Annotated in this window: 25 protein-coding genes; 13 read left to right on the top strand and 12 right to left on the bottom strand. The window is 62.0% G+C overall.

Translation table 11 applies throughout. The features are described from left to right. Positions 1-2 precede the first annotated feature (2 nt). The 4 genes from atpC to F0P96_RS11975 all read left to right on the top strand — a co-directional run bounded on the left by atpC (position 3) and on the right by F0P96_RS11975 (position 3,214). Positions 3-248, top strand: a complete 246-nt coding sequence (gene atpC / locus F0P96_RS11960) for an ATP synthase F1 subunit epsilon (RefSeq protein WP_151079134.1) — start codon at positions 3-5, stop codon at positions 246-248. A gap of 168 nt (positions 249-416) precedes the next feature. Beyond that, positions 417-1,541: an AI-2E family transporter gene (locus F0P96_RS11965; RefSeq protein ID WP_235917456.1), complete on the top strand. Its 1,125-nt coding sequence runs from the start codon at positions 417-419 to the stop codon at positions 1,539-1,541. 79 nt (positions 1,542-1,620) lie between these two features. After that, positions 1,621-2,784 carry a trans-sulfuration enzyme family protein gene (locus tag F0P96_RS11970; RefSeq protein WP_235917457.1) on the top strand — a complete coding sequence of 388 codons (1,164 nt, stop codon included), beginning with the start codon at positions 1,621-1,623 and terminating at the stop codon, positions 2,782-2,784. Between the two features lie 64 nt (positions 2,785-2,848). Further along, positions 2,849-3,214 (top strand): SdpI family protein, encoded by a 366-nt coding sequence (locus tag F0P96_RS11975; RefSeq protein WP_151079135.1) that lies wholly within the window; start codon positions 2,849-2,851, stop codon positions 3,212-3,214. A 129-nt stretch (positions 3,215-3,343) separates the two neighbouring features. Here F0P96_RS11975 and F0P96_RS11980 read toward each other — a convergent pair whose 3' ends face one another. From F0P96_RS11980 to F0P96_RS11995, 4 genes are all read right to left on the bottom strand, one after another. Beyond that, positions 3,344-4,483: an aminotransferase class I/II-fold pyridoxal phosphate-dependent enzyme gene (locus tag F0P96_RS11980; RefSeq protein ID WP_151079136.1), complete on the bottom strand. Its 1,140-nt coding sequence runs from the start codon at positions 4,481-4,483 to the stop codon at positions 3,344-3,346. Between the two features lie 36 nt (positions 4,484-4,519). Continuing rightward, on the bottom strand, positions 4,520-4,993 hold the full coding sequence (locus tag F0P96_RS11985; protein WP_151079137.1) for a hypothetical protein: 474 nt from the start codon (positions 4,991-4,993) through the stop codon (positions 4,520-4,522). A 77-nt stretch (positions 4,994-5,070) separates the two neighbouring features. Then, positions 5,071-5,778 carry an acetyltransferase gene (locus tag F0P96_RS11990; protein ID WP_151079138.1) on the bottom strand — a complete coding sequence of 236 codons (708 nt, stop codon included), beginning with the start codon at positions 5,776-5,778 and terminating at the stop codon, positions 5,071-5,073. Further along, on the bottom strand, positions 5,775-6,440 hold the full coding sequence (locus F0P96_RS11995) for a sugar transferase (protein ID WP_151079139.1): 666 nt from the start codon (positions 6,438-6,440) through the stop codon (positions 5,775-5,777). The genes F0P96_RS11990 and F0P96_RS11995 overlap by 4 nt, the downstream gene beginning before the upstream one ends. A gap of 323 nt (positions 6,441-6,763) precedes the next feature. Between F0P96_RS11995 and ispE the strand changes: the two genes are divergently transcribed. Beyond that, the gene (gene ispE / locus F0P96_RS12000) at positions 6,764-7,591 is read left to right on the top strand and encodes a 4-(cytidine 5'-diphospho)-2-C-methyl-D-erythritol kinase (RefSeq protein WP_151079140.1); all 828 of its coding nucleotides are present in this window, start codon (positions 6,764-6,766) and stop codon (positions 7,589-7,591) included. Between the two features lie 21 nt (positions 7,592-7,612). Here ispE and F0P96_RS12005 read toward each other — a convergent pair whose 3' ends face one another. The 4 genes from F0P96_RS12005 to tgt form a co-directional block, all read right to left on the bottom strand. Continuing rightward, the gene (locus tag F0P96_RS12005) at positions 7,613-8,587 is read right to left on the bottom strand and encodes a DMT family transporter (protein WP_151079141.1); all 975 of its coding nucleotides are present in this window, start codon (positions 8,585-8,587) and stop codon (positions 7,613-7,615) included. Between the two features lie 94 nt (positions 8,588-8,681). After that, positions 8,682-9,758: an LptF/LptG family permease gene (locus tag F0P96_RS12010; protein WP_151079142.1), complete on the bottom strand. Its 1,077-nt coding sequence runs from the start codon at positions 9,756-9,758 to the stop codon at positions 8,682-8,684. Between the two features lie 14 nt (positions 9,759-9,772). After that, positions 9,773-10,399: a hypothetical protein gene (locus F0P96_RS12015; RefSeq protein WP_151079143.1), complete on the bottom strand. Its 627-nt coding sequence runs from the start codon at positions 10,397-10,399 to the stop codon at positions 9,773-9,775. Positions 10,400-10,420: 21 nt separating this feature from the next. Continuing rightward, positions 10,421-11,551 (bottom strand): tRNA guanosine(34) transglycosylase Tgt, encoded by a 1,131-nt coding sequence (gene tgt / locus F0P96_RS12020; protein WP_151079144.1) that lies wholly within the window; start codon positions 11,549-11,551, stop codon positions 10,421-10,423. A gap of 237 nt (positions 11,552-11,788) precedes the next feature. Between tgt and F0P96_RS12025 the strand changes: the two genes are divergently transcribed. The 3 genes from F0P96_RS12025 to rsmG all read left to right on the top strand — a co-directional run bounded on the left by F0P96_RS12025 (position 11,789) and on the right by rsmG (position 14,283). Continuing rightward, positions 11,789-12,925, top strand: a complete 1,137-nt coding sequence (locus F0P96_RS12025) for a glycosyltransferase (protein WP_160620107.1) — start codon at positions 11,789-11,791, stop codon at positions 12,923-12,925. Beyond that, positions 12,916-13,539, top strand: coding sequence for an RNA polymerase sigma factor (locus F0P96_RS12030; RefSeq protein ID WP_151079146.1), 624 nt, complete (start codon positions 12,916-12,918; stop codon positions 13,537-13,539). The genes F0P96_RS12025 and F0P96_RS12030 overlap by 10 nt, the downstream gene beginning before the upstream one ends. 84 nt (positions 13,540-13,623) lie before the next feature. After that, positions 13,624-14,283: a 16S rRNA (guanine(527)-N(7))-methyltransferase RsmG gene (gene rsmG, locus F0P96_RS12035; protein WP_151079147.1), complete on the top strand. Its 660-nt coding sequence runs from the start codon at positions 13,624-13,626 to the stop codon at positions 14,281-14,283. Positions 14,284-14,350: 67 nt separating this feature from the next. Here the strand turns inward: rsmG and F0P96_RS12040 are convergent, their stop codons facing one another. Further along, positions 14,351-15,331, bottom strand: coding sequence for a YheT family hydrolase (locus tag F0P96_RS12040; protein WP_151079148.1), 981 nt, complete (start codon positions 15,329-15,331; stop codon positions 14,351-14,353). Positions 15,332-15,448: 117 nt separating this feature from the next. Continuing rightward, positions 15,449-16,609 carry an MFS transporter gene (locus tag F0P96_RS12045; protein WP_151079149.1) on the bottom strand — a complete coding sequence of 387 codons (1,161 nt, stop codon included), beginning with the start codon at positions 16,607-16,609 and terminating at the stop codon, positions 15,449-15,451. A gap of 153 nt (positions 16,610-16,762) precedes the next feature. On the opposite strand from F0P96_RS12045, the gene rpsT reads away from it, so the two are divergent. After that, positions 16,763-17,020, top strand: coding sequence for a 30S ribosomal protein S20 (rpsT, locus tag F0P96_RS12050; RefSeq protein WP_151079150.1), 258 nt, complete (start codon positions 16,763-16,765; stop codon positions 17,018-17,020). A gap of 232 nt (positions 17,021-17,252) precedes the next feature. Here the strand turns inward: rpsT and pyk are convergent, their stop codons facing one another. Both pyk and F0P96_RS12060 read right to left on the bottom strand, forming a co-directional pair. Beyond that, complete coding sequence (gene pyk, locus F0P96_RS12055) at positions 17,253-18,698, bottom strand: pyruvate kinase (RefSeq protein WP_151079151.1); 1,446 nt, start codon at positions 18,696-18,698, stop codon at positions 17,253-17,255. A gap of 227 nt (positions 18,699-18,925) precedes the next feature. Then, entirely contained in the window at positions 18,926-19,354 is a 429-nt protein-coding gene (locus F0P96_RS12060; RefSeq protein ID WP_151079152.1) for an IPExxxVDY family protein, read from the bottom strand. Positions 19,355-19,526: 172 nt separating this feature from the next. On the opposite strand from F0P96_RS12060, the gene F0P96_RS12065 reads away from it, so the two are divergent. The 4 genes from F0P96_RS12065 (at position 19,527) to nadE (ending at position 24,059) form a co-directional block, all read left to right on the top strand. Then, the gene (locus F0P96_RS12065) at positions 19,527-19,763 is read left to right on the top strand and encodes an acyl carrier protein (RefSeq protein WP_151079153.1); all 237 of its coding nucleotides are present in this window, start codon (positions 19,527-19,529) and stop codon (positions 19,761-19,763) included. 86 nt (positions 19,764-19,849) lie between these two features. Further along, positions 19,850-21,100 carry a beta-ketoacyl-ACP synthase II gene (fabF, locus tag F0P96_RS12070; protein WP_151079154.1) on the top strand — a complete coding sequence of 417 codons (1,251 nt, stop codon included), beginning with the start codon at positions 19,850-19,852 and terminating at the stop codon, positions 21,098-21,100. 3 nt (positions 21,101-21,103) lie between these two features. After that, a complete protein-coding gene (gene rnc / locus F0P96_RS12075; RefSeq protein ID WP_151079155.1) occupies positions 21,104-21,856 on the top strand; it encodes a ribonuclease III in 753 nt (250 codons plus the stop codon). Positions 21,857-22,076: 220 nt separating this feature from the next. Beyond that, entirely contained in the window at positions 22,077-24,059 is a 1,983-nt protein-coding gene (gene nadE / locus F0P96_RS12080; RefSeq protein WP_151079156.1) for an NAD(+) synthase, read from the top strand. Positions 24,060-24,073 lie beyond the last annotated feature (14 nt).

The raw sequence follows: 24,073 nt of genomic DNA on the forward strand, positions 1-24,073 counted from the left end.
CCATGCGTTTAGAAATCATCACGCCGGACCGCCAGGTGTTTGCGGGCGAAGTTTCTTCGGCCATCTTCCCGGGCGCCGACGGCCAGTTTGAAGTGCTCAACAACCACGCCCCGCTCATCAGCGCACTGCAGGCGGGCGAGGTGCGCGTGACCAGCGCCGCCGGCCGCGAGTCGTTCCAGGTAACGGGCGGCGTGGTGGAAGTGCTGCGCAACAACGTCGTGGTTTTGGCCGAGTCGGTGTTGGCATAACGCTTCAACAAACCCAAGCCAGGAAAGCCTCTTCCCACCGGAAGAGGCTTTTTTGTTGGCTTCGCCGCAGGTCAACGCACCCAAAGAAGCAGCGAATGGTAAGTGCTGCCAGCAAATTGTGGCGTCTGCTGCCGACCTTGCCCGGCACTTACTACTTCCCTCTGCCTCATGCCGCCGCTCACCGACCCGCTTGCCGCCATCGAGAACATCTACACGCCCCGGCAGCGCCACGTATTGCTCATTGCTTCGTTGCTGGGGCTGGGCGGGTTGATGCTGCTGGGCTTGGCGCAGTACCTGACGGCGTTTTTGGGTGCGGGCATTCTGTTTGTGGTATTCCGGCCGTGGTGGCTGGCGCTGGTCCACCGCCGCCGCTGGAACCGTCGGCTGGTGGCGGTGCTGCTGCTGCTGGTGACGGTGGTGGTACTCATCATTCCGTTTGTGGCACTGAGCACGTTGCTCATCGACCGGCTGGTGGCTTTTGCCCGTCGCCCCGAGCTGATTATGGATGTACTGCACAAGCTGGAACACGCCACCGGCTTTCAAATTATCGGCAGGCAGAACGTGCAGCAGATCCTGCAGCAGGTGGCGCGTCAAGTGAGCAGCTGGGTGCCCAGCCTGGCGACTGGCACGCTCAATTTCTTGGTGATTGTGGGCCTGATGCTCTTCACCATGTACTACCTCTTTATGCAGGAGACGTACTTTTTGCTGGGGCTGCGCCGCTACCTGCCCTTTCGCAGCGACACGCTCACCGAACTGGGCGACTCGCTGCGAAACAACGTAAACGCCAACGTGCTGGGTCAGGTGGTGGTGTCGCTGGTGCAGAGTATTCTCACGGGGCTTACGCTGTGGGTTTTTGCGGTGCCCGACCCGTTTTTCTGGGGAGTAGTGGCTTTTTTCATGGCGTTTTTGCCCGTGTTGGGCACGCCTCTGGTGTGGGGGCCCGCGGCACTGTACCAGTTTTCGCAGGGCAACGTCGGGCAGGCCATCGGCATTTTGCTGGTGGGGCTGGTGGTCATTATCAACGTCGACAACTTGCTGCGCATCGTGCTGGCCAAGCGCATGGGTGATATTCACCCACTGGTGACGCTGGTGGGCCTGGTGCTGGGCGTGGAAATCTTCGGCATCATCGGCCTTGTGGTGGGGCCACTGTTGGTGTCGTATTTCCTGGTGCTGATGGAAGTGTTTCGGCGTGAGAATCGGGCGGCCAAAGCGGCCAAGAAAGCCCACGCCAAGCCTGTTGGCGGCAACTCCGGCAGCAGTTTGCCAAACGCTTCGGGACCTGCTGGCGCCTGAGCAGCGGAATAAGCCGGGGTGCGGAAAACCGTGGCGTGGGCAGTAGCTTGCGCTGCCGAAGAGCCGCCGGCTTTTCTTTATGCCCAGTTGTTCGCCTGCTCCCCGTTCGTCGCCGATGACCACCATCAACCCGAAAATCACCCCGATCTACCAAACCTCGGTTTTCAAGTTTGAGGACCTCGACGAGCTAAACCAGTATTTCGACGAGCCCGGCAGCCGCTACCTCTACTCGCGCAACGGCAACCCCAATTCCGACGAGCTGGCCGCGGCCATCAGCCAGCTGGAAGGCGGCGCGGGCGCAGTGGCTACGTCGTCGGGCATGTCGGCCATTTTCGCGTCGATATTGGCCTACTGCCAGAGCGGCGACCATGTGCTGTGTGCCGCCGATATCTACGGCGGCTCGGCGGCGCTGCTCAACACGGAGCTGAGCCGCATGGGCATCACGGTGACGTACGTGCCCTTCGAGCAGCTCTACGATTTGCAGCCGTTTCAGCAGCCCACCACGCGCCTGCTGCTGGCCGAAACCATCAGCAACCCGCTGCTGCGCGTGGCCGATTTGCGCCGCCTCGCTTCGCACTGCCACGACCTCGGCCTGAAGCTCGTCGTCGACAACACCTTCGCTACGCCGCTGCTCACCCAGCCGCTGGCCCTGGGCGCCGACATCAGCCTGCACAGTGTGACCAAGTACCTGGCAGGCCACAGCGACGTGACGGCCGGCGCTGCCGTGGCGGCCGACCCCGAAGTGGCGGCCCGTCTCAAGCAAATCGGGGTGTTCTACGGCCTCACGCTAAGCCCTATGGAGAGCTGGTTGGCCGTGCGCGGGCTGAAAACCCTGCGCCTGCGGGTGCGCGAGCATTGCCATAACGCCCAGGCCGTGGCCGATATGCTCACGCAGCACCCCGCCGTGCGCGCCGTGTACTACCCCGGCCTGCCCACGCACGCGCAGCACGCGCTGGCCGCCGAGCAGGGCAACGGGCTGTTTGGCGGCATGCTGTCGATTCTGCTCGCCGACGACCAGGAAGTAGTCAGCCAATTTATGCGCCGCAGCCAGCGGTTCCCGTTTGCGCCCTCGTTGGCCGGCGTCGATTCGTCGTTGTCGTACCCGCTCGGTACCTCGCACCGCGCCCTCACGCCGGAGCAGCAGCGCGACCTGGGCATTACCGTGGGGCTGGTGCGGCTGTCGGTGGGCATCGAGCCGGCGGAGGAACTGGTGGACGATTTGCGGCAGGCACTGGACGCGTAAACGGCCCGCACAACAGCACCAGTGCTTCGTCGCCGGTTTGCAAAGCTGATAACGCAGAACGCTGATGGATAAGGAAAGCATCGCGCCTCTGATTGCCTTGGCGGGCATATGCGGGCTGAGCCTGGTAATAGCCTGGGTAACGCGCTACCATCCGCCCCGGCAGATCAACTTATTATACGGCTACCGCACGACGCGCTCCATGCGCACGCCCGCTACCTGGCAGGAAGCCAATACTTACTTCGCGCACTATTTCTGGCGGCTGAGCTGGACGCTGCCGGTGCTGGCTGCTACGGCCTACTTACTGCTCGGCGACGCGCGTGCCCTGGTGGTGCTGCTAGCCGGCTGGGTGCTGGGCCTGCTGATTGGCGTGGTGCGCACGGAGCGCCGCTTGAAACGCCTTTTCGACGACAACGGACAGCCTCGCAACTAACAGAAGTTCCAAGGCAGCTGAGTAGAATGAAAAAGTTTGTACTAGCTGCGTCGCCTTTTGTACTACTAGGCTCTTGTTTTATACTGCCGAATGAACTTTATGAGCTATTCAGGCCGACTGAAGGCTTGATTAGAGCATCTCCTGCAGTGCCTTTACCACGCGCCGCACGTCCGTATCGGTCATCGACGAGCCCGAGGGCAGGCACAGGCCGCGGGTGAACAAGTCGGCACAAACCTGGCCGCCGTATACTGCCGCCGAGGTGAAGAGCGGCTGCAGGTGCAGGGGTTTCCAGAGCGGGCGGCTTTCAATGTTGTGCGTTTCGAGGTGCTGGCGAAGCTCTTCGGGCGTGCGCTCGGTGTGCTCGGGCCGCAGCAGAATGGTGGTCAGCCAGCGGTTGGAGCGGGTGCCGGCCGGCTCGGTGGGGCCGACTTCCACCGCCGGCAGGTCGCGCATCAGTTCGTGGTAGAGCGCATAAATCTCGCGGCGTCGCTTCACGCGCTCTTCAATCAGCTCCATCTGGCCGCGGCCGATGCCGGCCAGGATGTTGCTCAGTCGGTAGTTGTAGCCGACGGCGGAATGCTGGTAATACGGCGCGGGGTCTTTGGCCTGGGTGCTGAGCCAGCGGGCCTGCCGGGCGTATTCGCCGTTGTTGGTGAGCAGCGCTCCGCCGCCGCTGGTGGTAATGATCTTGTTGCCGTTGAACGAGAGCACCGCCACTTGCCCAAACGAGCCCAGCGCCTGCCCGCGGTGGCGCGAGCCAAGGGCTTCGGCTGCGTCTTCGAGAACTGGCACGCCGTATTCGGCGGCTATTTCGAGCAGCTCGGGCAGCAGCGCGGGCATGCCGTAGAGGTGCACGATAATGATGGCTTTGGCCTGCTTGCCCCGCCGGGCACGCTCTTCCAGCGCCTCGCGCAGCCGCATCGGGCACAGGTTCCAGGTGTTGGCTTCGCTGTCGATGAATACCGGCTGGGCGCCGAGGTAGCATACGGGGTTGGCCGTGGCCACGAAGGTGAACGAGGGCACCAGTACTTCGTCGCCGGGGCCAACGCCCAGCAGCTGCAGGCCCAGGTGAATGGCCGCCGTGCCCGACGACAAAGCCACGCAGTGCTGCGTGCCCACGTACTGGTTCAGGTCGCGCTCGAATCCGTCGATGTTGGGGCCGGCCGGGGCCACCCAGTTGTCTTCGATGGCTTTGTGGACGTAGTTCAGCTCGTGCCGGCCGAGGTGGGGCGGGGAGAGGTAGAGCCGGTCGTATTCGTCGCTGCGCATTAAGTAGGGGTTTTGATTGTGCAGAGCAGCTAGGGGCTATAGAAAATTGATTCTGCGTAACACCCAGGCCGAGTCGGTAGGGAGCTTGGAAAGGTCTGCGCGTATATCTCGAAACTCCTTGTCGCCTTTGGCTACCAGATAAAGACTGGCTTGGCCAGACTTGCCCTCGGCCGACGATTGGATATTCAGCTGGCCGGTGGGCCGAATGAACACGTCTTGCAGGCTCCCGATTTCCTGACGAACGGCCAAGGAACGACCAATAGCACGCTTAGCAGCCGCGTAGGCGTCGCTTTGGGCCAGTGCAACCCACACAATAGAGATAATGAGCGCGAAAAAACCGATCATAGCCAAGCCTAGCTTCTCCCCAATGACCTGTTTCTGCAGTGCCTGCCGGTGGTCGATGCGGTTTAGTAAATACAGAAAAGCCGTCAGCAGCAGCAAGCACCAGCCGACGGTCTGGCTTTCCCAGAAGAACGGAATTTTTAACCACCGACACAGGTAGCCATACAAGAGCAGTAGGATGGCGGCGGTTAGTAGTAGCCGGGTAGCCGGCCGCACAGAAGCCCAGAACGTAGCAAGTAGACCTTTCATCGGTGTTGTGCGTGCTGCTTGATAACCTGGGCCGGCACGCCCACGGCGGTTACGCCGGCGGGAAGGTCGCGCACGGCCACGGCGCCGGCCCCCACGATGGTGCGGGCTCCCACGCGCACTTGGTTGATGACGGTGGCGTTGGTGCCCAAATACACGGCGGCTTCCAGGTGGGCCTCGCCGCCCACGTTGGCATGCGGCATCAGGGAGCAGAAATCTTCCAAAACGGCATCGTGGCCGATGGTGCAGCCCAGGTTCAGGAGCACGTGGCGGCCGATGACGATGTCGCAGGTGAACACGCAACCCTGCGTGACAATGCTGCCGGGGCCTACTTGCACGTTTTGATAGCCGCGCAGCGCCACCGAGGGATGAATGAGCGTGGCAAAGTGCAGATGGCGCGCGGTGAGGCGGCCCACCACGTCGGCGCGGTGGTGGCTGTTGCCCACGGCCACGGCCACGTACACGGTATCGGTGGTGGCGTTGAGGTCGGCGACGGTGCCGAGGTAGGGCAGGTCGTGGAGCAATTCGGGGTCGGCAGGGCGCTGGTCGTCGTAGAACCCGAGCACGTCCCACTGCTGGCGCATTTCGTTGAGCTGGCGCACGAGCATGAGCACTTCGCGGCCGAAACCGCCGGCGCCCACAATCACCAAGGGGCGGCTGCCGGGGAAGTCGAGGTCGTCGTAGTCGGAAAAGAAAAGCTGGGTCATACCGCAGAATCGGGAGGGACAGAAGAGGATGGGGACGAGCCGCGGAAGGCTTCGGCAGTGGCTTGGCCGGGTGCTGCAATGCCGTGCGCGCCCAGCACGCGGCCGGCCGTACGTACGAGAATACGCAAATCCAGCGCAAACGTCAGGTTTTCCACGTACCACACGTCGTAGGCAAACTTCTGCTCCCAGCTGATGGCGTTGCGTCCATTTACCTGCGCCCAGCCCGTAATGCCCGGCCGCACCGCGTGGCGGCGGGCCTGCGCGGGCGAATACAGCGGCAGGTACTCGGGCAGCAAAGGGCGCGGGCCCACCAAGCTCAGGTCGCCGCGCAGCACGTTCCAGAGCTGGGGCAGCTCGTCGATGGAGGTGGCGCGCAGCCAGCGGCCGAGGCGGGTGAGGCGCTGGCCATCGGGCAGGAGCTGACCGGCGTCGTCGCGGGCGTCGGTCATGGTTTGGAGCTTGTAGAGGGTGAACAGCTGCCCGTGCAGCCCCGGCCGCAGCTGCCGAAACACCACCCGGCCGCTACCCGGCTGCAGCCGTAGCAGCGCGGCGGCCAGCGCCAGCAGCGGGGCCGCGAGCAGCAGCAGGGGCGCGGCTAGCAGCACGTCGAGCAGGCGCTTGCCCCAGCGGCGGTACCAATCAGCAGAAGCGGCGGAAGACATGGAACGGAGGGAAACGGAATGCCCCGGCAAGTTACGGGTGCGGCCGAATGCGGGCGGGCAGCGCCAAAGCGCGCTTCCCAGCCGCACGGTTGCAACTCCAAGCCACAATCATGCGCCTCCGCGCCGCAACATCGCGCCTCGCAGCCGCAGTGGCACGGTTGTGAACCGCAACCTCGCGACTCGGAACCGCGCTGGTGCGGTACAAAGCCGCCAGGTTTCGGCAGCGAGGCGCACGGCTGCGCCAAACCAGCGGTATGCGCGGGTGGCATGGCCCACAGGCGTAGCGTTGGGCCGATTTTCAGCCGACTGCCGTTCTTTGCGCCATGCTCGTCTTCCCCAACGCCAAGCTCAACCTCGGCCTGCACATTACCGCCCGCCGCCCCGACGGCTTTCACACCCTCGAAACCGCGATGGTGCCGCTTCCCTGGACCGATGCCCTGGAAGTGTTGCCCGCTCCCGAAGCCGCCGAAACCAGCCTCACGCTCACCGGTCGCCCGGTGCCCGGCGAACCGGCTACCAACCTTTGCGTGCGGGCCTACGAGCTGTTGCGCGCCGATTTTCCGCAGGTGCCCGCCGTGCGCCTGCACCTCCACAAAGTCGTACCCATTGGGGCCGGCCTCGGCGGCGGTTCGGCCGATGCCGCCTTTGCCCTGCGCGCCCTCAACACAGTGCTGGCCCTGAACCTGAGCGACGACGCCCTCGAAGCCTACGCCCGCCGCCTCGGCTCCGATTGTGCCTTCTTCATCCGCAACCAGCCCGCCCTGGCCCTGGGCCGCGGCGATGAGCTAAGCGCCCTGCCGCTGCCGCAGCTGGCCGGCGCCGCCTGCAAAGTCATCTACCCCAATCTGCACATCAGCACCGCCGAGGCCTACGCCGGCGTGACGCCGCGCCCGCCGCAACACGCGCTGGGCACAGCCCTGGCCGCGCCCATTAATACTTGGCGCGACACGGTAGTGAATGATTTCGAGGCCTCGTTGGCGCCGAAGTTTCCCGTACTGGCGCAGCTCAAGGAGCAGCTGTACGCGGCCGGCGCGGCCTACGCAAGCTTGTCGGGTTCCGGCTCGGCGGTGTTTGGGCTGTGGCCGGGCCAGAGCGCGCCGCCGAAGCTTGCGCTGAAGGCGGATTACGAGGTGTGGGATGGGGTGCTGTAGATGATAGCCGGCGCGACGTGCCTACCGTTCTACCATCTCCACCGCTTCATCGGCTGAAGCTTTGCGGCGGCGCTGCTGCCATTGGTCGAGCAGCGGGTGAATGAGCACGCTCAGCAGAATAACGAGCGTGCCGAGGTAGAAGCCCAACGACAGCCGCTCGGCGTCGAAACCCTTCACACCGAGCCAAAACATGAGCACGGCCAGCGCAATGCCGTACACCGGCTCCAGGTTGATGGTCAGGTTCAAGGCGAAGGCCGAGAGGCGCTTCATCAGCTCCACCGAGGCCGAGAAGGCGTACACGGTGCACACGCCGGCCAGCACCAGCAGCCACACCCAGTCGAGCGGTTTGGGGTCGAGCTGGGGCAGCGGGCCGCCGAACGCTGGGCGCGCCACCAGATATACTACAATCACGAGGCACGCGCCGGCCATTTCGTAGAACGTGAGCCGTAGCGGCGGGTGCTCCTGAATCAGCTTCACGTTCAGCACGCTAAACAGCGCCCCCAAGCCCGCCGACAGCACCGCTACCGCCAAACCCAATAGCTGGCTGTGCTCGTTGGCGCCCGCTGCCGAGCCCGTAGCCGAGCCGTACACGGCCTGCGCCACAATGTAGAGCCCGACCAGCGTGAGCAGGCCCAGGCCCATTTCGTAGAACTGAAACTTCTTGCGCAGCAGCACCGGCTCCAGCACCGACGTCCACAAGGCCAGCGTGGCCATGCCCGCCAAACACACGCTCACCGACGAGAGGCGGGCAGCTAGAAAGAACGTAATCCAGTGCACCGCCACCAGCACCCCCACGCCCAGCAGCCGCAGCGCCTGCCGCCCCGGAATGCGCATCGGCTGCTGGCGCAGGTTCAGGAGCACCGCCAGCCCCACCGAGGCAATGAGGGTGCGGAAGAACACCAGCTCCACCGGCGGCAGCGAAATCAGCTTGCCCAGGATGGCCGTGAAGCCCCACAAAAAAACAATGAAATGGAGGCGCAGGTAGTCTTTGAGCATCTTGCTTGAAGGGCTAAATGGTTGGCTGGTTAAATGGCTACTCGTGCTGAGTACATGAACAACCAGCCATTTACTCATTCAGCCATTTGACAATTTACCGGGGAACGTACCGGTACAATACCGCCCCGATGACGGTGAACACCGCGCTGGGCACCCACGGCGCCAGGGCCGGCGACATTTCGCCCACCAACGCCAGGTTGCGGCTCATGATGACGAAGATGATGAACACAAACGCCAGCACGAAGCCCAGCGCAATCTGCCCGCCCACGCCCGCCCGGGACTTCCGCGCGCTCATAATCACGCCGATGACGGTGAGGATGAGAATGGCAAACGGGTAGGCCATCCGCTCGTACTTCTCCACCAGGTAAATGTCCGTATCGGAGGCGCCGCGGTCGATTTTCTCCTGGATGTAGCGGTTCAGCTCGGGGTTGGTCAGCGTTTCGCTCAGCTTGAAGGTGCTGGCGAAGTCCTTCGGGTAGAGGTTCAGCGTGGTGTCGCGGGCCGGAATGGTGAGCAGCGTTTCCCGGTCGCCCTTGAAGGTGCGTACCAGCTGCGGCGTGAGGTGCCAGGCGCGCTTGGTGGAATCCCAGTTGATGACCTCGGCCGTCATGCGGCGCTTGAGCAGGGTGCCCTCGATGGTTTCCAGCGCAAAGCGGTAGCCCACGTTGTTCACGTTGTCGTAGCTCTCCAGGTAGGCGTAGCTTTTCGGCCCGATCTTGATGTGCACGTTGCGCCCCTGGAAGCGGTAAGGGTTCTTGATGTACTTCCGCTCGAAGGCCACGCGGGTTTTGTTGGCAATTGGAATAACCCAGCCCACAGTGCCGAAAATGACCAATCCGATGATGGTGCCACCCATCACGTAGGGCAGCAAAAACCGCTTGAAACTCACGCCCGAGGCCAGGATAGCCACAATTTCGGTGCGCGCCGCCAGCCGCGACGTCACCAGCACCGTGGCAATGAACACGGTGATGGGCGAGAGCAGATTGGCGTAGTAGGGGAAGAGGTTGAGGTAGTACTCAAACAGAATCTTGCCCACGCCCAGGTCGTGCTTGATGAAGTCGTCGTTTTTCTCCGTGAAGTCAATCACGCAGATAACGAGCACCAGCACCACCACCACGAAGAAAAACGTGGTCAGCAGCTTGCCCAGGATGTATTTGTCGAGAAGACGCATTCAGTAGGGTCGAGTTACGACTGCTTTAACGGATTAAGCACCGGCAACGTGCTGCGGCGCAACCAGACGTAGCGGGCGGCAAGCCCAGCAATCAGCGCGCCTAGTTTAGTACAGGCAGCATCAGTGTCGGGCAGTAGTGGCTCGTTGCCTGCCAAAGGTGGATAAATAGTCCAGCCACGCAACAGCGGGGTTAATTCCAATGGCCAGAAATAATTGGGTTGATCAGGTATGGCAAGGCTCGAACGAATCAAATGAAACTGCCTCAGCTCCAAATGGGCCAGACTTCCCAAGACATAAGTGAGCAGCAGCCCAAGAAGTTGCTTGGCTAAGAGCCAACTCGGAGTAGGGGCCAAAACCAATTTCTTGCGCCGAACAGAAGCTAGTAGTGCTACCGGCAGGAGCAATACTGCGCAGCCCAGAAACGCAAGCAGTGTACGGGGAACGTATACGGACGTGATTTGGGGTTGAAGGGCTTCCCAGGATGGGGAAGCCGCAATAGCTCTTGGGTTGCCAAGGTTTGCGCCAGCCGCAAAAAGCTCCATGTACGCGTGAAAATCAGCGGCAATGTAGAGCAGGCAATACCCCGCCGGAATTCCCACCAGCACCAGCCACAGGCTAAGATTTACGAGGCGCCTACGCAAGGAAGAAACGATAACCACCGCTTACAAACGTACCATCAGCTGCTTCACCATCCGCTCTTTCCACTCGCGGAAGGTGCCGGCCAGGATTTGCTCCCGCGCCGAGCGCACCAGCCAGAGGTAGAACGTGAGGTTGTGCACCGAGGCCGCCATGCCGCCCAGGTATTCGCTGGCGTGGAACAGGTGGCGCAGGTACGACTTGGAGTAGAACGTGCTGGCGTAGCCGCCCAACTCGACGTCGATGGGGGAGAAGTCCTGCTCCCACTTCTTGTTTTTGATGTTGATGATGCCCTGCGTGGTGAAGAGCATCCCGTTGCGGGCGTTGCGGGTGGGCAGCACGCAGTCGAACATGTCTACGCCCAGTGCAATGTTTTCCAGGATGTTGGCCGGCGTGCCCACGCCCATCAGGTAGCGCGGCTTGTCTTGGGGCAAAATGTCGCAGCACAGCTCCGTCATTTCGTACATCAGCTCGGCCGGCTCGCCCACGCTCAGCCCGCCAATGGCGTTGCCGGCGCGGCCCTGCTCGGCCACAAACTGCGCCGATTTCTCGCGCAAATCCCGGAACGTGCTGCCTTGCACAATGGGAAACAGCTGCTGCTCGTAGCCGTAGAGCGGCTCCGTCTCGTCGATGCGCTGGATGCAGCGCTTGAGCCAGCGGTGCGTCATGTCCAAGGAGCGGCGGGCGTAGTCGTACTCGCAGGGCCAGGGCGTGCACTCGTCGAAGGCCATGATGATGTCGGCCCCGATGACGCGCTGAATGTCCATCACGCCCTCGGGCGTAAACAAGTGCTGCGAGCCGTCGATGTGGGAGCGGAACTTGACGCCCTCTTCCTTGATCTTGCGCGTGTTCGAGAGCGAGTACACTTGGTAGCCGCCCGAGTCGGTGAGAATGGGGCCGTCCCAGCCGTTGAACTTGTGCAGGCCGCCGGCTTTCTGCAGCGTGTCGAGGCCGGGGCGCAGGTACAGGTGGTAGGTGTTGCCGAGAATGATCTGGGCCTGGATATCCTGTTTCAGCTCGCGCTGGTGCACGGCTTTCACCGAGCCCACCGTGCCCACGGGCATAAAAATGGGCGTTTGAATGGTGCCGTGGTCGGTTGTGAGCACACCGGCGCGGGCCTTGGTTTGCGGGTCGTGGGCGACGAGGTCGAAAGTCATGCGGGGAAGTAGCGTCAGTGCTTGGCTCCGGGCTGGCTGCCCGCGCCCCGAAAAGCAACGAGCCGCGGCGAAACAACGACAATAGACGCGCCACCTTGCGCTTATCGTTGGCCGGAGCTAAACAAGCCGCAAAGGTAACCCGTAGGGGCCGTACGCGTTGCGTTTAACTTCTGCTTCGGGCGCCAAGCTGCCCCCCAATTGGCTACTTTTGCCCGCTTATCACCCCGCCCCGCTGCTTTGCCTGTTCATTTTTCGCCCGCTATCTGGTTGCTCGTGGCCGCTGTGCTGGTGCAGCTCGCCTACGCGGCGTATTATTTCTGGCCCTTCGCCGCCCGGCAAACCCCCGACGTTGAACCTGCCCCGGCGCACGAGCAGGAGCGGGGCGTCTCCATCATCGTGGCCGCGCGCAATGCCCTCGAGCAACTGCGCCACCTCATGCCCATCCTGCTCACCCAAGACTACCCGCGCTTCGAAATCGTGCTCGTCGACGACCGTTCCGACGACGACACCGGCCTCTACGCCCAGCAGCTCACCCAGTACTACCCCAACGTGCGCCTCGTTACCGTGGGCCGCACGCCCGAGGGCCTCGCCCCCAAAAAATACGCCCTCACCCTCGGCATTAAAGTAGCTCGCTACCCGTACTTGCTCTTCACCGATGCCGACTGCGTACCCACCACCAACCAGTGGGTGCGCCACATGGCCCGCGCCTTCGATTCCGGCGCCGATATCGTGCTCGGCTACGGCCCCTACGCCGAAGCGCCGGGCTTTCTGAACCGGCTCGTGCGTTTCGAAACGCTGCTCACCGGCCTGCAGTATTTGAGCTTCGCCGAGCGCGGCCAGCCCTACATGGGCGTGGGCCGCAACTTGGGCTACTCGCAGGCTACCTTCTTTGCCACCAAGGGTTTTGCCTCGCACATCCGTAGCCTGAGCGGCGACGACGACCTGCTGGTGCAGGACGCCGTGGCCCTGGGCAAAACCGCTGCCGTCGTCACGCACCCAGCCGCACAAACCGTGAGCGAAGCGCCGGCTGGCTGGGGCCAATGGTGGACCCAGAAACGCCGGCATATGTCAGCTGGTTCTCGGTATCGTACCACCGACAGGCTCCGGATTGGAACCTTTATGCTGGCCAACGGCCTTTTTTACCTAGCTACGCTGGGTGCGCTCTTTTTTTCCCCGGTCGATTGGATACCTTTGGGTATAGCGTGGCTCGTGCGAACCTCGACCGTGGTAGCTGCGTACGCGGGGGCCAGCCGCCGTTTGCAAGACCGGCAGTCCGTAGCACTGCTGCCCGTGCTTGATGCGGCCTATTTCCTGGCTTATTTTCTCTTGACAGCCTCGCTAGTGCTTTACCGCAAACCCTCCCGATGGAAGTAAACAACCCGGACCTCCAGAAGCAGTTCTCGGCCAAGGCCAAGCACGACTTCAAGCTCATCCGCTCGGCCGTAGACCACGGCGATGAGAAGGCGTATGCCGAACTGATGCAGATTTACAAGAAGCCCGTCTACCACGTGGTGCTGAAGATGGTGCGCAACCCCGACGACGCCGAGGACCTCACCATCGAGGCCTTCGCCAAGGCTTTTCGCAACCTGCACAAGTTCAACCCCGAGTATGCGTTCAGCACCTGGCTGTTCCGCATTGCCACCAACAACTGCATCGACTTTATTCGCAAGAATAAAATCAAGACGATGTCCATCGACTCGGCCATCAAGATTGACAACGGCGACGAAATCACCATTGATTTTCGCGACAACAACCTGAACCCGGCCGAGTCGGCCATCAAAAACCAGAAGATCGAAATCATGCAGCACGTGGTGTCGCGGCTGCCCGATAAGTACCAGCGCCTGGTTACTCTGCGCTACTTCGATGAGCTGAGCTACGAAGAAATTGCCCAGGAGCTGAAAGCCCCGCTCGGCACCGTGAAAGCCCAACTGCACCGCGCCCGGGAGCTGCTCTACGACATGGTGAAAAACAAAAAGGAAATCATCTAGCTTCGGCTGGATTTGCCTCCCGAAGCCCTGCCCACCCGGCGGGGCTTCGTCGTTTATAGTTGGTGGCCCTACCTTTGCCCGACGATGGAAATCCTCTTCCGCTACTTCCCCAGCCTCACGCCGCGCCAGCAGGAGCAGTTTCGCCAGCTCGCCACCGAGTTCCGCGGCTGGAACGAACGCGTCAACCTCATAGCCCGCTCCGACGTCGACAACTTCGAGGAGCGCCACCTGCTGCACTCCCTGGGCATTGCCAAGGTGGTGCAGTTTGAGCCCGGCTCCTCGGTGCTCGACGTGGGCACCGGCGGCGGCTTGCCCGGCCTGCCGCTCGCCATTCTGTTTCCCGAGGTCGAGTTTCACCTCATCGACAGCATCGGCAAGAAAATCAAGGCCGTACAGGACATGGCCCACGCCCTGAAACTGCACAACGTTACGGCCGAGCAAATTCGGGCCGAGCAGGTACGCACCAAATACGACTACGTGGTAAGTCGCGCCGTGACGCGCTTGGCCAACTTTCACCCCTGGATTGCGCAGCGCTACACCAACACGGCCGGCGCCAGCGACACCCACGGCCTCTACTACCTGAAAGGCGGCGACTTAACCGAAGAACTCGACGAATCCGGCTTGGTCGCCACGGTCACCAACCTCAGCGACTTTTTCAGCGAGGAATTTTTCGAGACGAAGAAGGTGGTATTCGTGCCGGCCAACAAAGCCCTGGCCCGCGGCAAACGCACCAACAACGTGTAACGCAAACGGCCGGTCCTGTTGAGAACCAGCCGTTTTATATAATTCTGAAAACGTGTTCGGCGCCAACTCAGGCAGGCACCGGCGCGGTAAGAAACGCCACGGCCCGCCGCTCGGAGTAGTATTCGCCGTCGGGCGTGCCTTCCGAGAAGCCCACGTGGCCGCCTTCTTCGGGCGTTTCCAGGAACACGTAGGGGCTGCGCTCGGCAGCGGCCCGCGGAAAGCAGGTAGGGGCCAGAAAGGGGTCGTTTTGGGCATTCACCAGCAGCGTAGGCACCCGAATGCCGTCGAGGTAGCGGCCGGAGCTGCTGCGCTCGTAATATTCGTCGGCCGAGGCGAAACCGTGCATGGGCGCGGTGAAACGGTTGTCGAACTGCGGAAAGTCGCTCAATTCCTCCAAGCCTTCCAGGTCCAGCTGGCCCGGCAGCAACTCGGCTTTCTGCCGGATTTTCAGCCGCAACGATTTCAGAAAGCGGTTGAGGTAAATGCGGTTCGTCATCCGCGAAATCTGCTCCGAGCCGGCTTTCAAATCGGTAGGCACCGAAAAGACAGCGGCCCGCTCTACTTCCCGCGGAATGCGGGTGGCGTCTTCGCCGAGGTATTTGAGCGTCATATTGCCGCCAGCTGAGAAACCCGTGAGAAACACGCGGCGGTAGCGGCCGGTGGCCACGGCCTGCTGCACCACAAAGTGCAGGTCGTCGGTGTCGCCGAGGTGGTAGGCGCGCAGCAGGCGGTTCGGCTCACCGCTGCAGCTGCGGTAGTTCCAGGCCAGCGCATCGATGCCGGCCTTGTTGAGCGCCCGCGCCATGCCGCGCACGTAGGGCCGGCCGGCGTCGCCTTCGAGGCCGTGGGAGATGATGCCAAGGGTGTCGGTCACGTGCTCGGTGCGGGACCAGTCGAGGTCCAAAAAGTCGCCGTCGGGTGTTTCCACGCGCTGGCGCTGATATTGCACCTCGGGCACCTCGCGCAACAGGCTCGGCACGATGGTTTGCAGGTGGCCGTTGAATAAATAGAACGGCGGGCGGTACGGGGAGCTGGATACGAGGGGCATGGCGACAAGCAAGCTGGCAGGAAGGAGCGGCAGCCGTTACAAGTAAGATACACTATTTATCGGCATGCATACCAAATACACCGCGCCGCTTTTTGTCCTTTTTGCTTGCTACAACCATCAGGCAGGCCGGCGAGTTGCAACGAACCCGGCTACCGCGGCGGCTACCGCCGCCGAAAGCCCAAACGCCGCTTGCGGGCCAAGCGTTTGCCACACCACCCCCGTGAGGGCACTAGCCATCAAAGCTGCCAAACTGCTCAGGCCCGCAAACGTGCCCAAGGCGGCACCTTTGTCAGTCGGGGCACAAAGGCGGCTGATCCACGCCTTGCCAATGCCCTCGGTAGCGGCGGCATACAGCCCGTACAAGCCAAACAGCGCACCGAACAGCCACCACGTGTGTACCTGCGCCGCGCCGGCATACACCACCGCAAACAGCAGCAAGCCCACCGCCAGCACGCGGCGCGGCCCGAGCCGGTCGGCCAGCAAGCCCGCCGGGAAAGCGGCTGCGGCATACACGAGGTTGTAGAAAATATACACGCCGATAACCGCGGTATCCGACAAGCCTTGCTGCCGGGCCAGCAACAGCAGCAGCGTATCGGAGCTGTTGAACAAGGCAAATACCACCAAGGCCCCCGCTACTTGCCGGTAGGCTGCCGGGGCCCGTTGCCAATACCCAAACGATGCCCAAAACGGTTTTACCGGCCGGTCCGAAGGCTGCTGCGGCTTTTCGCGCACCAGAAACGTGGCCAGCACTGCCAGCAGCCCCGGCACAAAGGCCAGCAAGAACAGCGTGCGATACTGGCCGGGGTGCACCGTCAGCCAGAGCAGCGCGGCGGCAGGGCCGAGCACGGCCCCGAGCGTATCCATGGCCCGGTGAAACCCGAACACGGCGCCGGTGCGTTCCGCGGTGGCTTCGTCGGCCAGCATGGCGTCGCGGGCACCGGTGCGCAGACCCTTGCCGAGCCTGTCCACGGTGCGGGCCAGAAACACCCACCACGGCGCGGCCAGCACGGCCATCATGGGTTTGGAGAGGGCGCTCAGGCTGTAGCCCCATTGCACAAACGGCCGGCGGCGTCCCAGCCGGTCCGACCACTGCCCAAAATACCCCTTGCTCAGGCCGGCCGTGGCTTCGGCTACGCCTTCAAGCACGCCGATGAGCACCAGCGAAAAGCCGATGTCGCGCAGGTAAAGCGGCATGATGGGGTAAAGCATTTCGCTGGCCAGGTCGGTAAACAGGCTCACGAGCGAGAGCAGCCAGACAGTGCGGGTGAGGTAGCGCATGCGGGCAAGAACGGGAAATGCAGCTACGATGGTTGACCGGGGCAAGGCAATTCTTCGTCAGCTAGTTTGCTAATCCCGCCGGAAGCTCCTACCTTTGCCAGCCCAACTGATAAACCCTCGACAGATTTTCTGTCTTTTTCCGCTTTCCGCATCATGGCAAATCATAAGTCGGCTCTGAAGCGCATCCGCTCGAACGAAGCCAAGCGCGTGTTGAACCGTTACCAAGCTAAATCGACCCGCACGGCCGTTAAGAAACTACGTGGCACGACCGACAAAACCGAAGCACAGGAGTTGCTGAAGAAAGTGTCGTCGATGCTGGACCGTTTGGCCAAGAAGAACATCATCCACAAGAACAAGGCGGCTAACAACAAGTCGAGCCTGGCCAAGCACGTAAACTCGCTGGCTGCCTAAGCCCGGCTGAGCATTCGTCTCGTCATCTTGTAGAAAAGCCCCGCGCACCAGCTGCGCGGGGCTTTTTGTGCGTGATAGAACGAACCGTAGACTACTGAAGCAGCTTTGATGTTGTTACAGAAGCCCAGTTACATTACGCTGGGCTACACGACTTAGAATGTTCGCGTTTCGCTCATAAAAAAGCCCCGCCAGATGCTTCCGGCGGGGCTTTTTTATGAGCGAAACGCGGCGACTATACCGTGCTCAGCTTGATCATGTTGGCCTTGCCTTTCTCGTTGATGGGCATGGACGCCGTGCTGATGAACACGTCGCCGGGGTGCAGGTGGCCCGTGGTCTGCAGAATGTACTTGATGTCCTGAATCGTGTTGTCGGTGCTCACGAACCGGTCGTAGTAGAAACAGCGCACGCCCCAGGCCAAGCTCAGCTGCGTGAGAATAGCGCGGTTGTCGGTGAAGGCGAAAATGTGCGCGTGCGGGCGGTATTTGCTCAGCTGGTAGGCGGTGTAGCCCTTGTGCGTCATGCCCACCACGGCCTGGGCACCGGTAGCGCGGGCCAATGAGCAAGCCGCAGCCAGTACGCTGTTGGTGTAGAACGTTTGGGGCTGGGCCAGCGGGTCGCCGGGCGCAAACTCGCGGTAATAGAGGTTTTCGTGCTCTTCGGCACTACAAATCGTGGCCACCATCGAGCGGATAACCTCGGTGGGGTAGGCACCCACGGCGGTTTCGGCCGACAGCATCACGGCATCGGCGCCGTCGAGCACGGCGTTGGCCACGTCGTTGGTTTCGGCGCGCGTCGGGCGCGGGTTCACAATCATGCTTTCCATCATCTGCGTGGCCACAATCACGGGCTTGCCGGCGCGGTTGCACTTCTGGATGATCATCTTCTGGGCCATGGGCACTTCCTCGGCCTTGATTTCCACGCCCAAGTCACCACGCGCCACCATCACGGCGTCGGTCAGGGCAATGATTTCGTCGAGGTTGCGTAGGCCTTCGGGCGTTTCAATTTTGGCAATAACGCGCGTCTGCTTGCCGCTTTCGGCAATGATCTGCTTGATGGCGCGAATGTCCTCGGCGCGGCGGGCAAACGACAGCGCCACCCAGTCCACGTCGTTTTCAAGACCAAACTTGAGGTCGGCCAAGTCCTTTTCCGTCATCGACGGGGCCGACACGTCCGAGTCGGGCAGGTTGATGCCCTTGCGCGGCTTCACCGTGCCGCCGTAAATCACCTCGGTTTCCACTTCGGTTTCGCGGTCGGTGCTCAGCACCTTCAGCTCAATCTTGCCGTCGTCGATGAGAATCATGTCGCCGGGCTTCACGTCGCGTGCCAGGCCCATGTAAATGGTGCTCAGGCGGCCCGGCACGCTCGTTTCTTTCTCGCCGCACACCAGCTTGATCTGCTCGCCGGCCTTGATTTCGAACGAGCCGCCTTCTACTTCGCCGAGGCGGATTTTGGGACCCTGCAAGTCCTGCAGCAAGCCCACGTGCGTGCGCATATCCTTGTTGAGGCGGCGCACGAGGTTAATCACGGCCAGGTGCTCTTCGTGGGCGCCGTGCGAGAAGTTCAGGCGAAACACGTCGACGCCTTCGCGGATGAGCGTGCCCAACCGCTCGTAGGTATTGGAGGCAGGCCCGACGGTGGCCACAATTTTGGTTTTATTGAAAACGGGTCGGTTTTCCATGCGATGAAAACAAGTGCGCGGTAAGGCGCCACGCAACGGCGCGGCGAAACGAACGAAATAACAATGCGACCCTAAAGAAACGCAGCTACCGGGGAATTTGTCGCGCCAAAATGCGCGTAGCCGCGCGGGGCACAACCACTACTTGGCCACCGCCGAGCACACGCAAACGATTTAACGGAACGTACGGCCGCTTTCGCGGGCAGTTCACCGGCGGCGAAAAACCGGAATCAGAACTGAAAATTCTCCTTGAACTTGAGCGCGTTCGGATCGAAGCGGCACACGTACTGCACCAGCGGCAGGTTGCTGAGCTGGGCCATTAGCTCGTCGGCGTCGAGGGCGCCGGTGCCGTTGGTCACCTGAATCAGGTAGTCGTACTCCTTGATGTCGGGCGCCAGAAAGGGTTTTTTCAACGGCGACGGGTCGACCGAGCGGTTGCGCAGCAAGCGCAGCGTGGCCGTTTCGGTGGCGTGCAGGTAGTTGCTGATGACGAGCCGGCCACGGTTGAGCAGGTCGTAAATCAAATCCTGCTGCTTCACCAGGCGCAGCCGCAGGGCTTGATTGAGGGCCCAGGCCAGCTTATGGTCCCGGCTCGACGACACGACGCCGAACAAGTCGAAGTCGCAGTCGAAGTCACAGTCGAGCGTAAAGGTTTTCATCGAGCAGGACTTGAGGACGAGCAAAAGGCGTTAGCGGCCCGGAACGGAACAAAAATACAGACTTTGCAGGCCGAAACCAGCGACCCGGCCCCTGCATTTAGCAGGTACTAGTTTGACAATGTTGGGGAAGATGGTGTTATTTGTGCCGAGTTTTCTTTAAACCCCCACGGAAATGTCTGAAATCGCAGAAAAAGTAAAGAGCATCATCGTTGATAAGTTGGGCGTAGAACCTTCGGAAGTAACTCCCGAGGCCTCCTTCACCAACGACCTGGGCGCTGATTCGCTCGACACGGTTGAGCTCATCATGGAATTCGAGAAAGAATTCAACGTGAGCATCCCCGACGACCAAGCTGAAAACATTGGCACCGTGGGTCAGGCCATTTCCTACCTCGAAGAGCACGCCAAATAAGGCACGCTACCCTTTCTAGCTAAAGCACCACCGCTTTGCCGGCCGGCCCGCCGCCGGCCGTTTTTCTTTCCCCTTCGCACCCTAGTATGGCCCTACGAAGAGTTGTCGTTACCGGTCTTGGCGCAATTACTCCCCTTGGCAGCACTGTTGCCGACTACTGGGAGGGGCTGCGCCAAGGCGTGAGCGGGGCTGACATCATCACCCGCTTCGACGCTAGCAAATTCAAAACCCGTTTCGCCTGCGAAGTGAAGGGCTACAGCCCCGATACCTACTTCGACCGCAAGGAAGGCCGCAAGATGGACCTGTTCACGCAGTTCGCCGTCATTGCCAGCGACGAAGCCATTCGCGACGCGGGCCTGGAAGGCAACGTGGACAAAGACCGCGTGGGCGTGATTTGGGGCTCCGGCATCGGCGGCCTGCGCACCTTTCAGGAGGAGTGCATTGCCTTTGCCAAGGGCGACGGTACACCGCGCTTCAACCCGTTCTTCATTCCGAAGATGATTGCCGACTCCGCGTCGGGCAACATCTCGATTAAGAACGGTTTCCGCGGCCCGAACTTCATCACGACCTCGGCCTGCGCTTCGTCGTCCGACTCCATCGTGGCGGCCCTCAACTACATCCGCGCCGGCATGGCCGACGTGGTGGTGACGGGCGGCTCCGAAGCGGCCATTACCGAAGCGGGCATTGGCGGCTTCAACGCCATCAAGGCCATGAGCGAGCGGAACGACGACCCGCAATCGGCCTCGCGGCCCTACGACAAGGACCGCGACGGGTTTGTGCTGGGCGAAGGCGCCGGGGCGTTGATCCTCGAAGCCTACGAGCATGCTGTGGCCCGTGGCGCCAAAATCTACGCCGAAGTGCTCGGCGGCGGCTTGTCGTCGGATGCCTACCACATTACCGCACCCGACCCCACGGGCGAAGGGGTGGTGCTGGTGATGCAGAACGCGTTGCGCGACGCCGGCATCGGCCCCGAGGCGGTGGACTACATCAACACGCACGGCACCAGCACCCCGCTGGGCGACGGCGCCGAGGTGAAGGCCATCCAAAAGGTGTTTGGCGACTACGCTTACAAACTGAACATCAGCTCGACCAAGAGCATGACCGGCCACTTGCTGGGCGGCGCGGGCGGTATCGAGGCGGTGGCCAGCGTGCTGGCTATTCAGCACGGCATTATTCCGCCCACCATCAACCACGTCACCGACGACCCCGAGCTGGACGCGGGCCTGAACTTTACGTTCAACAAGGCTCAGACGCGCGAGGTGAACGTGGCCGTGAGCAATACCTTCGGCTTCGGCGGGCACAACACTTCCGTGGTGTTCGGCAAGCTGCGCGACTAACCTATGGCCATACTCCGCGGCGGCCAACCGCTTCCGCTTTTCGGATTTTTCCGTCGCTTGCTCGGCGGCGACCGTGCGTTTCGGCAGGCTATAGCCACCGTGACGGGTCGCACGCCGAGCAACGCGCGTTTGTACACCCTGGCCTTTACGCACGCCTCGGCGGTGCGCCAAACCGAGCAGGGCAAGCACCTCTCGAACGAGCGGCTGGAGTTCCTCGGCGACGCCATTCTGGGTGCCGTGGTGGCCGAGTACCTGTTTCGCAAGTTTCCCTACGAGCCGGAGGGCTTCCTCACGGAAATTCGCTCGCGCATCGTGAACCGGGAAAGCATGAACCAGATGGCCCTAAAGCTGGGCCTCGATAAGCTGGTGCAACTCGACCCGGCGCAGAACCGGGCCGCCCGGTCGCGCTCGGTAAACGGCAACGCGCTGGAGGCTTTGGTGGGCGCGGTGTACCTCGACCACGGCTACACGGCGGCGCGGCGTTTCGTGCTGGCGCGGCTTATCCGCCCGTTTGTGGACGTGAAGGCGCTGACCTCGACCACCACCAACTTCAAGAGCAAGCTCATTGAGTGGGCGCAGCGCAAAGGCAAAGCCCTGCGCTACGAGCACAGCGGCGAGCAGCGCCCCGGCGGTGTGATGGAGTTTTCGGTAACTGTGTTCATCGAAGACGAAGCCGTGGCCTCAGGCATGGGCCTCTCGAAAAAACAGGCCGAGCAAACGGCTGCCGAGCGGGCCTTGGCAACGTTGGGGATGTAGAAGCCAAAAGCTGGCTTTGCAAGCGACACAATCGGCCCTTTTTCTTAGATAGAAACCGAAATAGCCTGACCAACCGAATTTACTTCGGTTGGTCAGGCTATTTCGGTTGTGCCGCAAGCAGAAGAATTGGCACGCTTCGCTCGCAATGACAACCAGGCGACAACCCGAACGCGCGCTTTGCAGTTACTTGCAGGACGATTTTCCTTCTAGCTGACTTCTTATGCGACTCGCCGGCGCTGCCCTCAACCAAACGCCCATTGACTGGCACAACAACCTGCGCAACATCTGCGAGGCCATTCAGCAAGCCAAAGACGCGCAGGTGGAACTGCTGTGCCTACCGGAATTGTGCCTGACGGGCTACGGCTGCGAAGACTTGTTTTTGCACGACTGGCTGAGCGAAACCGCGCTGGAGAAGCTGCAGCAGGTGCGCCGCTGCTGCACCGAGCCCAACATGGTGGTGTGCGTGGGCCTGCCCGTGCGCCTCAACGGGCGGACCTACAACACGGCCTGCGTGATTCGCAACCAGGAAATTCTGGGCTTCGCGGCCAAGCAGTTTCTGGCCAACGACGGCGTGCACTACGAGCCGCGCTTTTTCAACTCCTGGATTGCCGGCACCACCGCCACCGTCGAGTTTGGCGAGGAGCAGTGGCCCATCGGCGACCTGACCTTTGAGCACCTGGGCGTCACTTTCGGCTTCGAAATTTGCGAAGACGCCTGGCGGCCGGCCGAGGACCGGCCCGCGCCGCGCCTCACGGCCCGCGGTGTGCAGCTGATTGTGAACCCCTCGGCCTCGCACTTCGCCATGAGCAAAACCGACGTGCGCTACCAGCTCGTGCTCAAGGCCTCGCGCGACTACCAGGTAACCTACCTCTACGCCAACCTGCTGGGCAACGAAGCCGGCCGCATCACCTACGACGGCGAAATCCTGATTGCCCGCAACGGCGAATTGCTCAAACGCAACCAATTGCTGAGCTACAAAGACGTGGACCTGGAGTACGCCGACGTGGATTTCCAGCAGGAACCGCTCGTGACCGAGGACATCGTGCCGCTGCCCGTACCCGACGAATACCGCGAGCTGAACCAGGCGCTGAGTCTCGCCTTGTTCGACTACCTGCGCAAGGCCCGCAGCAAGGGCTTCGTGCTCAGCCTCTCGGGCGGCGCCGACTCGTGCATGTGCGCCGTGGGCGTGGCCGAGCTGGTGCGGCTGGGCGTGCTGGAGCTGGGCGCCGAGGACTTCATGCGCAAAGCCGGCTGCTTTTCAGAGGAAGACATCCAGCACGTAACGGTGCACGCGGCCCTGCCAGCTTCGGCTAACGGTGCCGAAGTGGTTACCGACGCCGGCAACCGGGCGCAGGTGGTAACCGATGAGGACCTGCAAGCCGGGCCAACCGACGCCAACCTTACGCTCAACCAGCAGCTCACCCGCCGCCTGCTCACCTGCGCTTACCAAGGCACCGTCAACTCCTCCGACGATACCTACCTCTCCGCCAAAGAGCTGGCCGACAACGTAGGCGCGGTGTTTTTCAACTGGGGCATCGATGAGGAAGTGAAGGGCTACACCGGCAAGATTGAGCACGCGCTGGGGCGGGAGTTGACGTGGAAAACCGACGATCTGGCCCTGCAAAACATTCAGGCGCGGGTGCGGGCCCCCAGCATCTGGCTGCTGGCCAACGTGCTCAACAGCCTACTCATCACCACGTCCAACCGAAGCGAAGCCGCCGTGGGCTACTGCACCATGGACGGCGACACGGCCGGCAGCATCTCGCCCATTGCGGGCGTCGACAAGGCGTTTGTGAAGCAGTGGCTGGTGTGGGCCGAGAAAGAGCTGGACTACCCCGGCCTGCGCCGCGTGAACAGCCTGGCCCCCACCGCCGAACTGCGCCCCCTGGAAGACAAGCAAACCGACGAGCGGGACCTGATGCCCTACCCGCTGCTCAACCGCATCGAGCGGTTGGCTTTCTACGAACGCCTCAGCCCGAAACAGGTGCTGAGCCGCCTGCGCGAGGAAATGCCCGATACCGACCGCGGCCAGCTCAAAACCTACGTGCAGCGTTTCTACACCCTCTGGAGCCGCAACCAGTGGAAGCGCGAACGGTACGCGCCCTCGTTTCACCTCGACGACTATAACCTCGACCCCCGCTCGTGGCTGCGTTTTCCTATCCTGAGCGGCGGTTTTGGGCAAGAGCTTCAGGATTTAGCATAGCTACGTGTACTTTC

It is taken from the genome of Hymenobacter busanensis (assembly GCF_008727865.1).
GTDB lineage: Bacteria > Bacteroidota > Bacteroidia > Cytophagales > Hymenobacteraceae > Solirubrum > Solirubrum busanense.

Bases quoted from the DNA above. Each gene is read 5' to 3' on its own strand.
- atpC (WP_151079134.1), top strand. From the start codon at position 3: ATGCGTTTAGAAATCATCACGCCGGACCGCCAGGTGTTTGCGGGCGAA.
- F0P96_RS11965 (WP_235917456.1), top strand. From the start codon at position 417: ATGCCGCCGCTCACCGACCCGCTTGCCGCCATCGAGAACATCTACACG.
- F0P96_RS11970 (WP_235917457.1), top strand. From the start codon at position 1,621: ATGCCCAGTTGTTCGCCTGCTCCCCGTTCGTCGCCGATGACCACCATC.
- F0P96_RS11975 (WP_151079135.1), top strand. From the start codon at position 2,849: ATGGATAAGGAAAGCATCGCGCCTCTGATTGCCTTGGCGGGCATATGC.
- F0P96_RS11980 (WP_151079136.1), bottom strand. From the start codon at position 4,483: ATGCGCAGCGACGAATACGACCGGCTCTACCTCTCCCCGCCCCACCTC.
- F0P96_RS11990 (WP_151079138.1), bottom strand. From the start codon at position 5,778: ATGACCCAGCTTTTCTTTTCCGACTACGACGACCTCGACTTCCCCGGC.
- F0P96_RS11995 (WP_151079139.1), bottom strand. From the start codon at position 6,440: ATGTCTTCCGCCGCTTCTGCTGATTGGTACCGCCGCTGGGGCAAGCGC.
- ispE (WP_151079140.1), top strand. From the start codon at position 6,764: ATGCTCGTCTTCCCCAACGCCAAGCTCAACCTCGGCCTGCACATTACC.
- F0P96_RS12005 (WP_151079141.1), bottom strand. From the start codon at position 8,587: ATGCTCAAAGACTACCTGCGCCTCCATTTCATTGTTTTTTTGTGGGGC.
- F0P96_RS12010 (WP_151079142.1), bottom strand. From the start codon at position 9,758: ATGCGTCTTCTCGACAAATACATCCTGGGCAAGCTGCTGACCACGTTT.
- tgt (WP_151079144.1), bottom strand. From the start codon at position 11,551: ATGACTTTCGACCTCGTCGCCCACGACCCGCAAACCAAGGCCCGCGCC.
- F0P96_RS12030 (WP_151079146.1), top strand. From the start codon at position 12,916: ATGGAAGTAAACAACCCGGACCTCCAGAAGCAGTTCTCGGCCAAGGCC.
- rsmG (WP_151079147.1), top strand. From the start codon at position 13,624: ATGGAAATCCTCTTCCGCTACTTCCCCAGCCTCACGCCGCGCCAGCAG.
- F0P96_RS12040 (WP_151079148.1), bottom strand. From the start codon at position 15,331: ATGCCCCTCGTATCCAGCTCCCCGTACCGCCCGCCGTTCTATTTATTC.
- F0P96_RS12045 (WP_151079149.1), bottom strand. From the start codon at position 16,609: ATGCGCTACCTCACCCGCACTGTCTGGCTGCTCTCGCTCGTGAGCCTG.
- rpsT (WP_151079150.1), top strand. From the start codon at position 16,763: ATGGCAAATCATAAGTCGGCTCTGAAGCGCATCCGCTCGAACGAAGCC.
- pyk (WP_151079151.1), bottom strand. From the start codon at position 18,698: ATGGAAAACCGACCCGTTTTCAATAAAACCAAAATTGTGGCCACCGTC.
- F0P96_RS12060 (WP_151079152.1), bottom strand. From the start codon at position 19,354: ATGAAAACCTTTACGCTCGACTGTGACTTCGACTGCGACTTCGACTTG.
- F0P96_RS12065 (WP_151079153.1), top strand. From the start codon at position 19,527: ATGTCTGAAATCGCAGAAAAAGTAAAGAGCATCATCGTTGATAAGTTG.
- fabF (WP_151079154.1), top strand. From the start codon at position 19,850: ATGGCCCTACGAAGAGTTGTCGTTACCGGTCTTGGCGCAATTACTCCC.
- rnc (WP_151079155.1), top strand. From the start codon at position 21,104: ATGGCCATACTCCGCGGCGGCCAACCGCTTCCGCTTTTCGGATTTTTC.
- nadE (WP_151079156.1), top strand. From the start codon at position 22,077: ATGCGACTCGCCGGCGCTGCCCTCAACCAAACGCCCATTGACTGGCAC.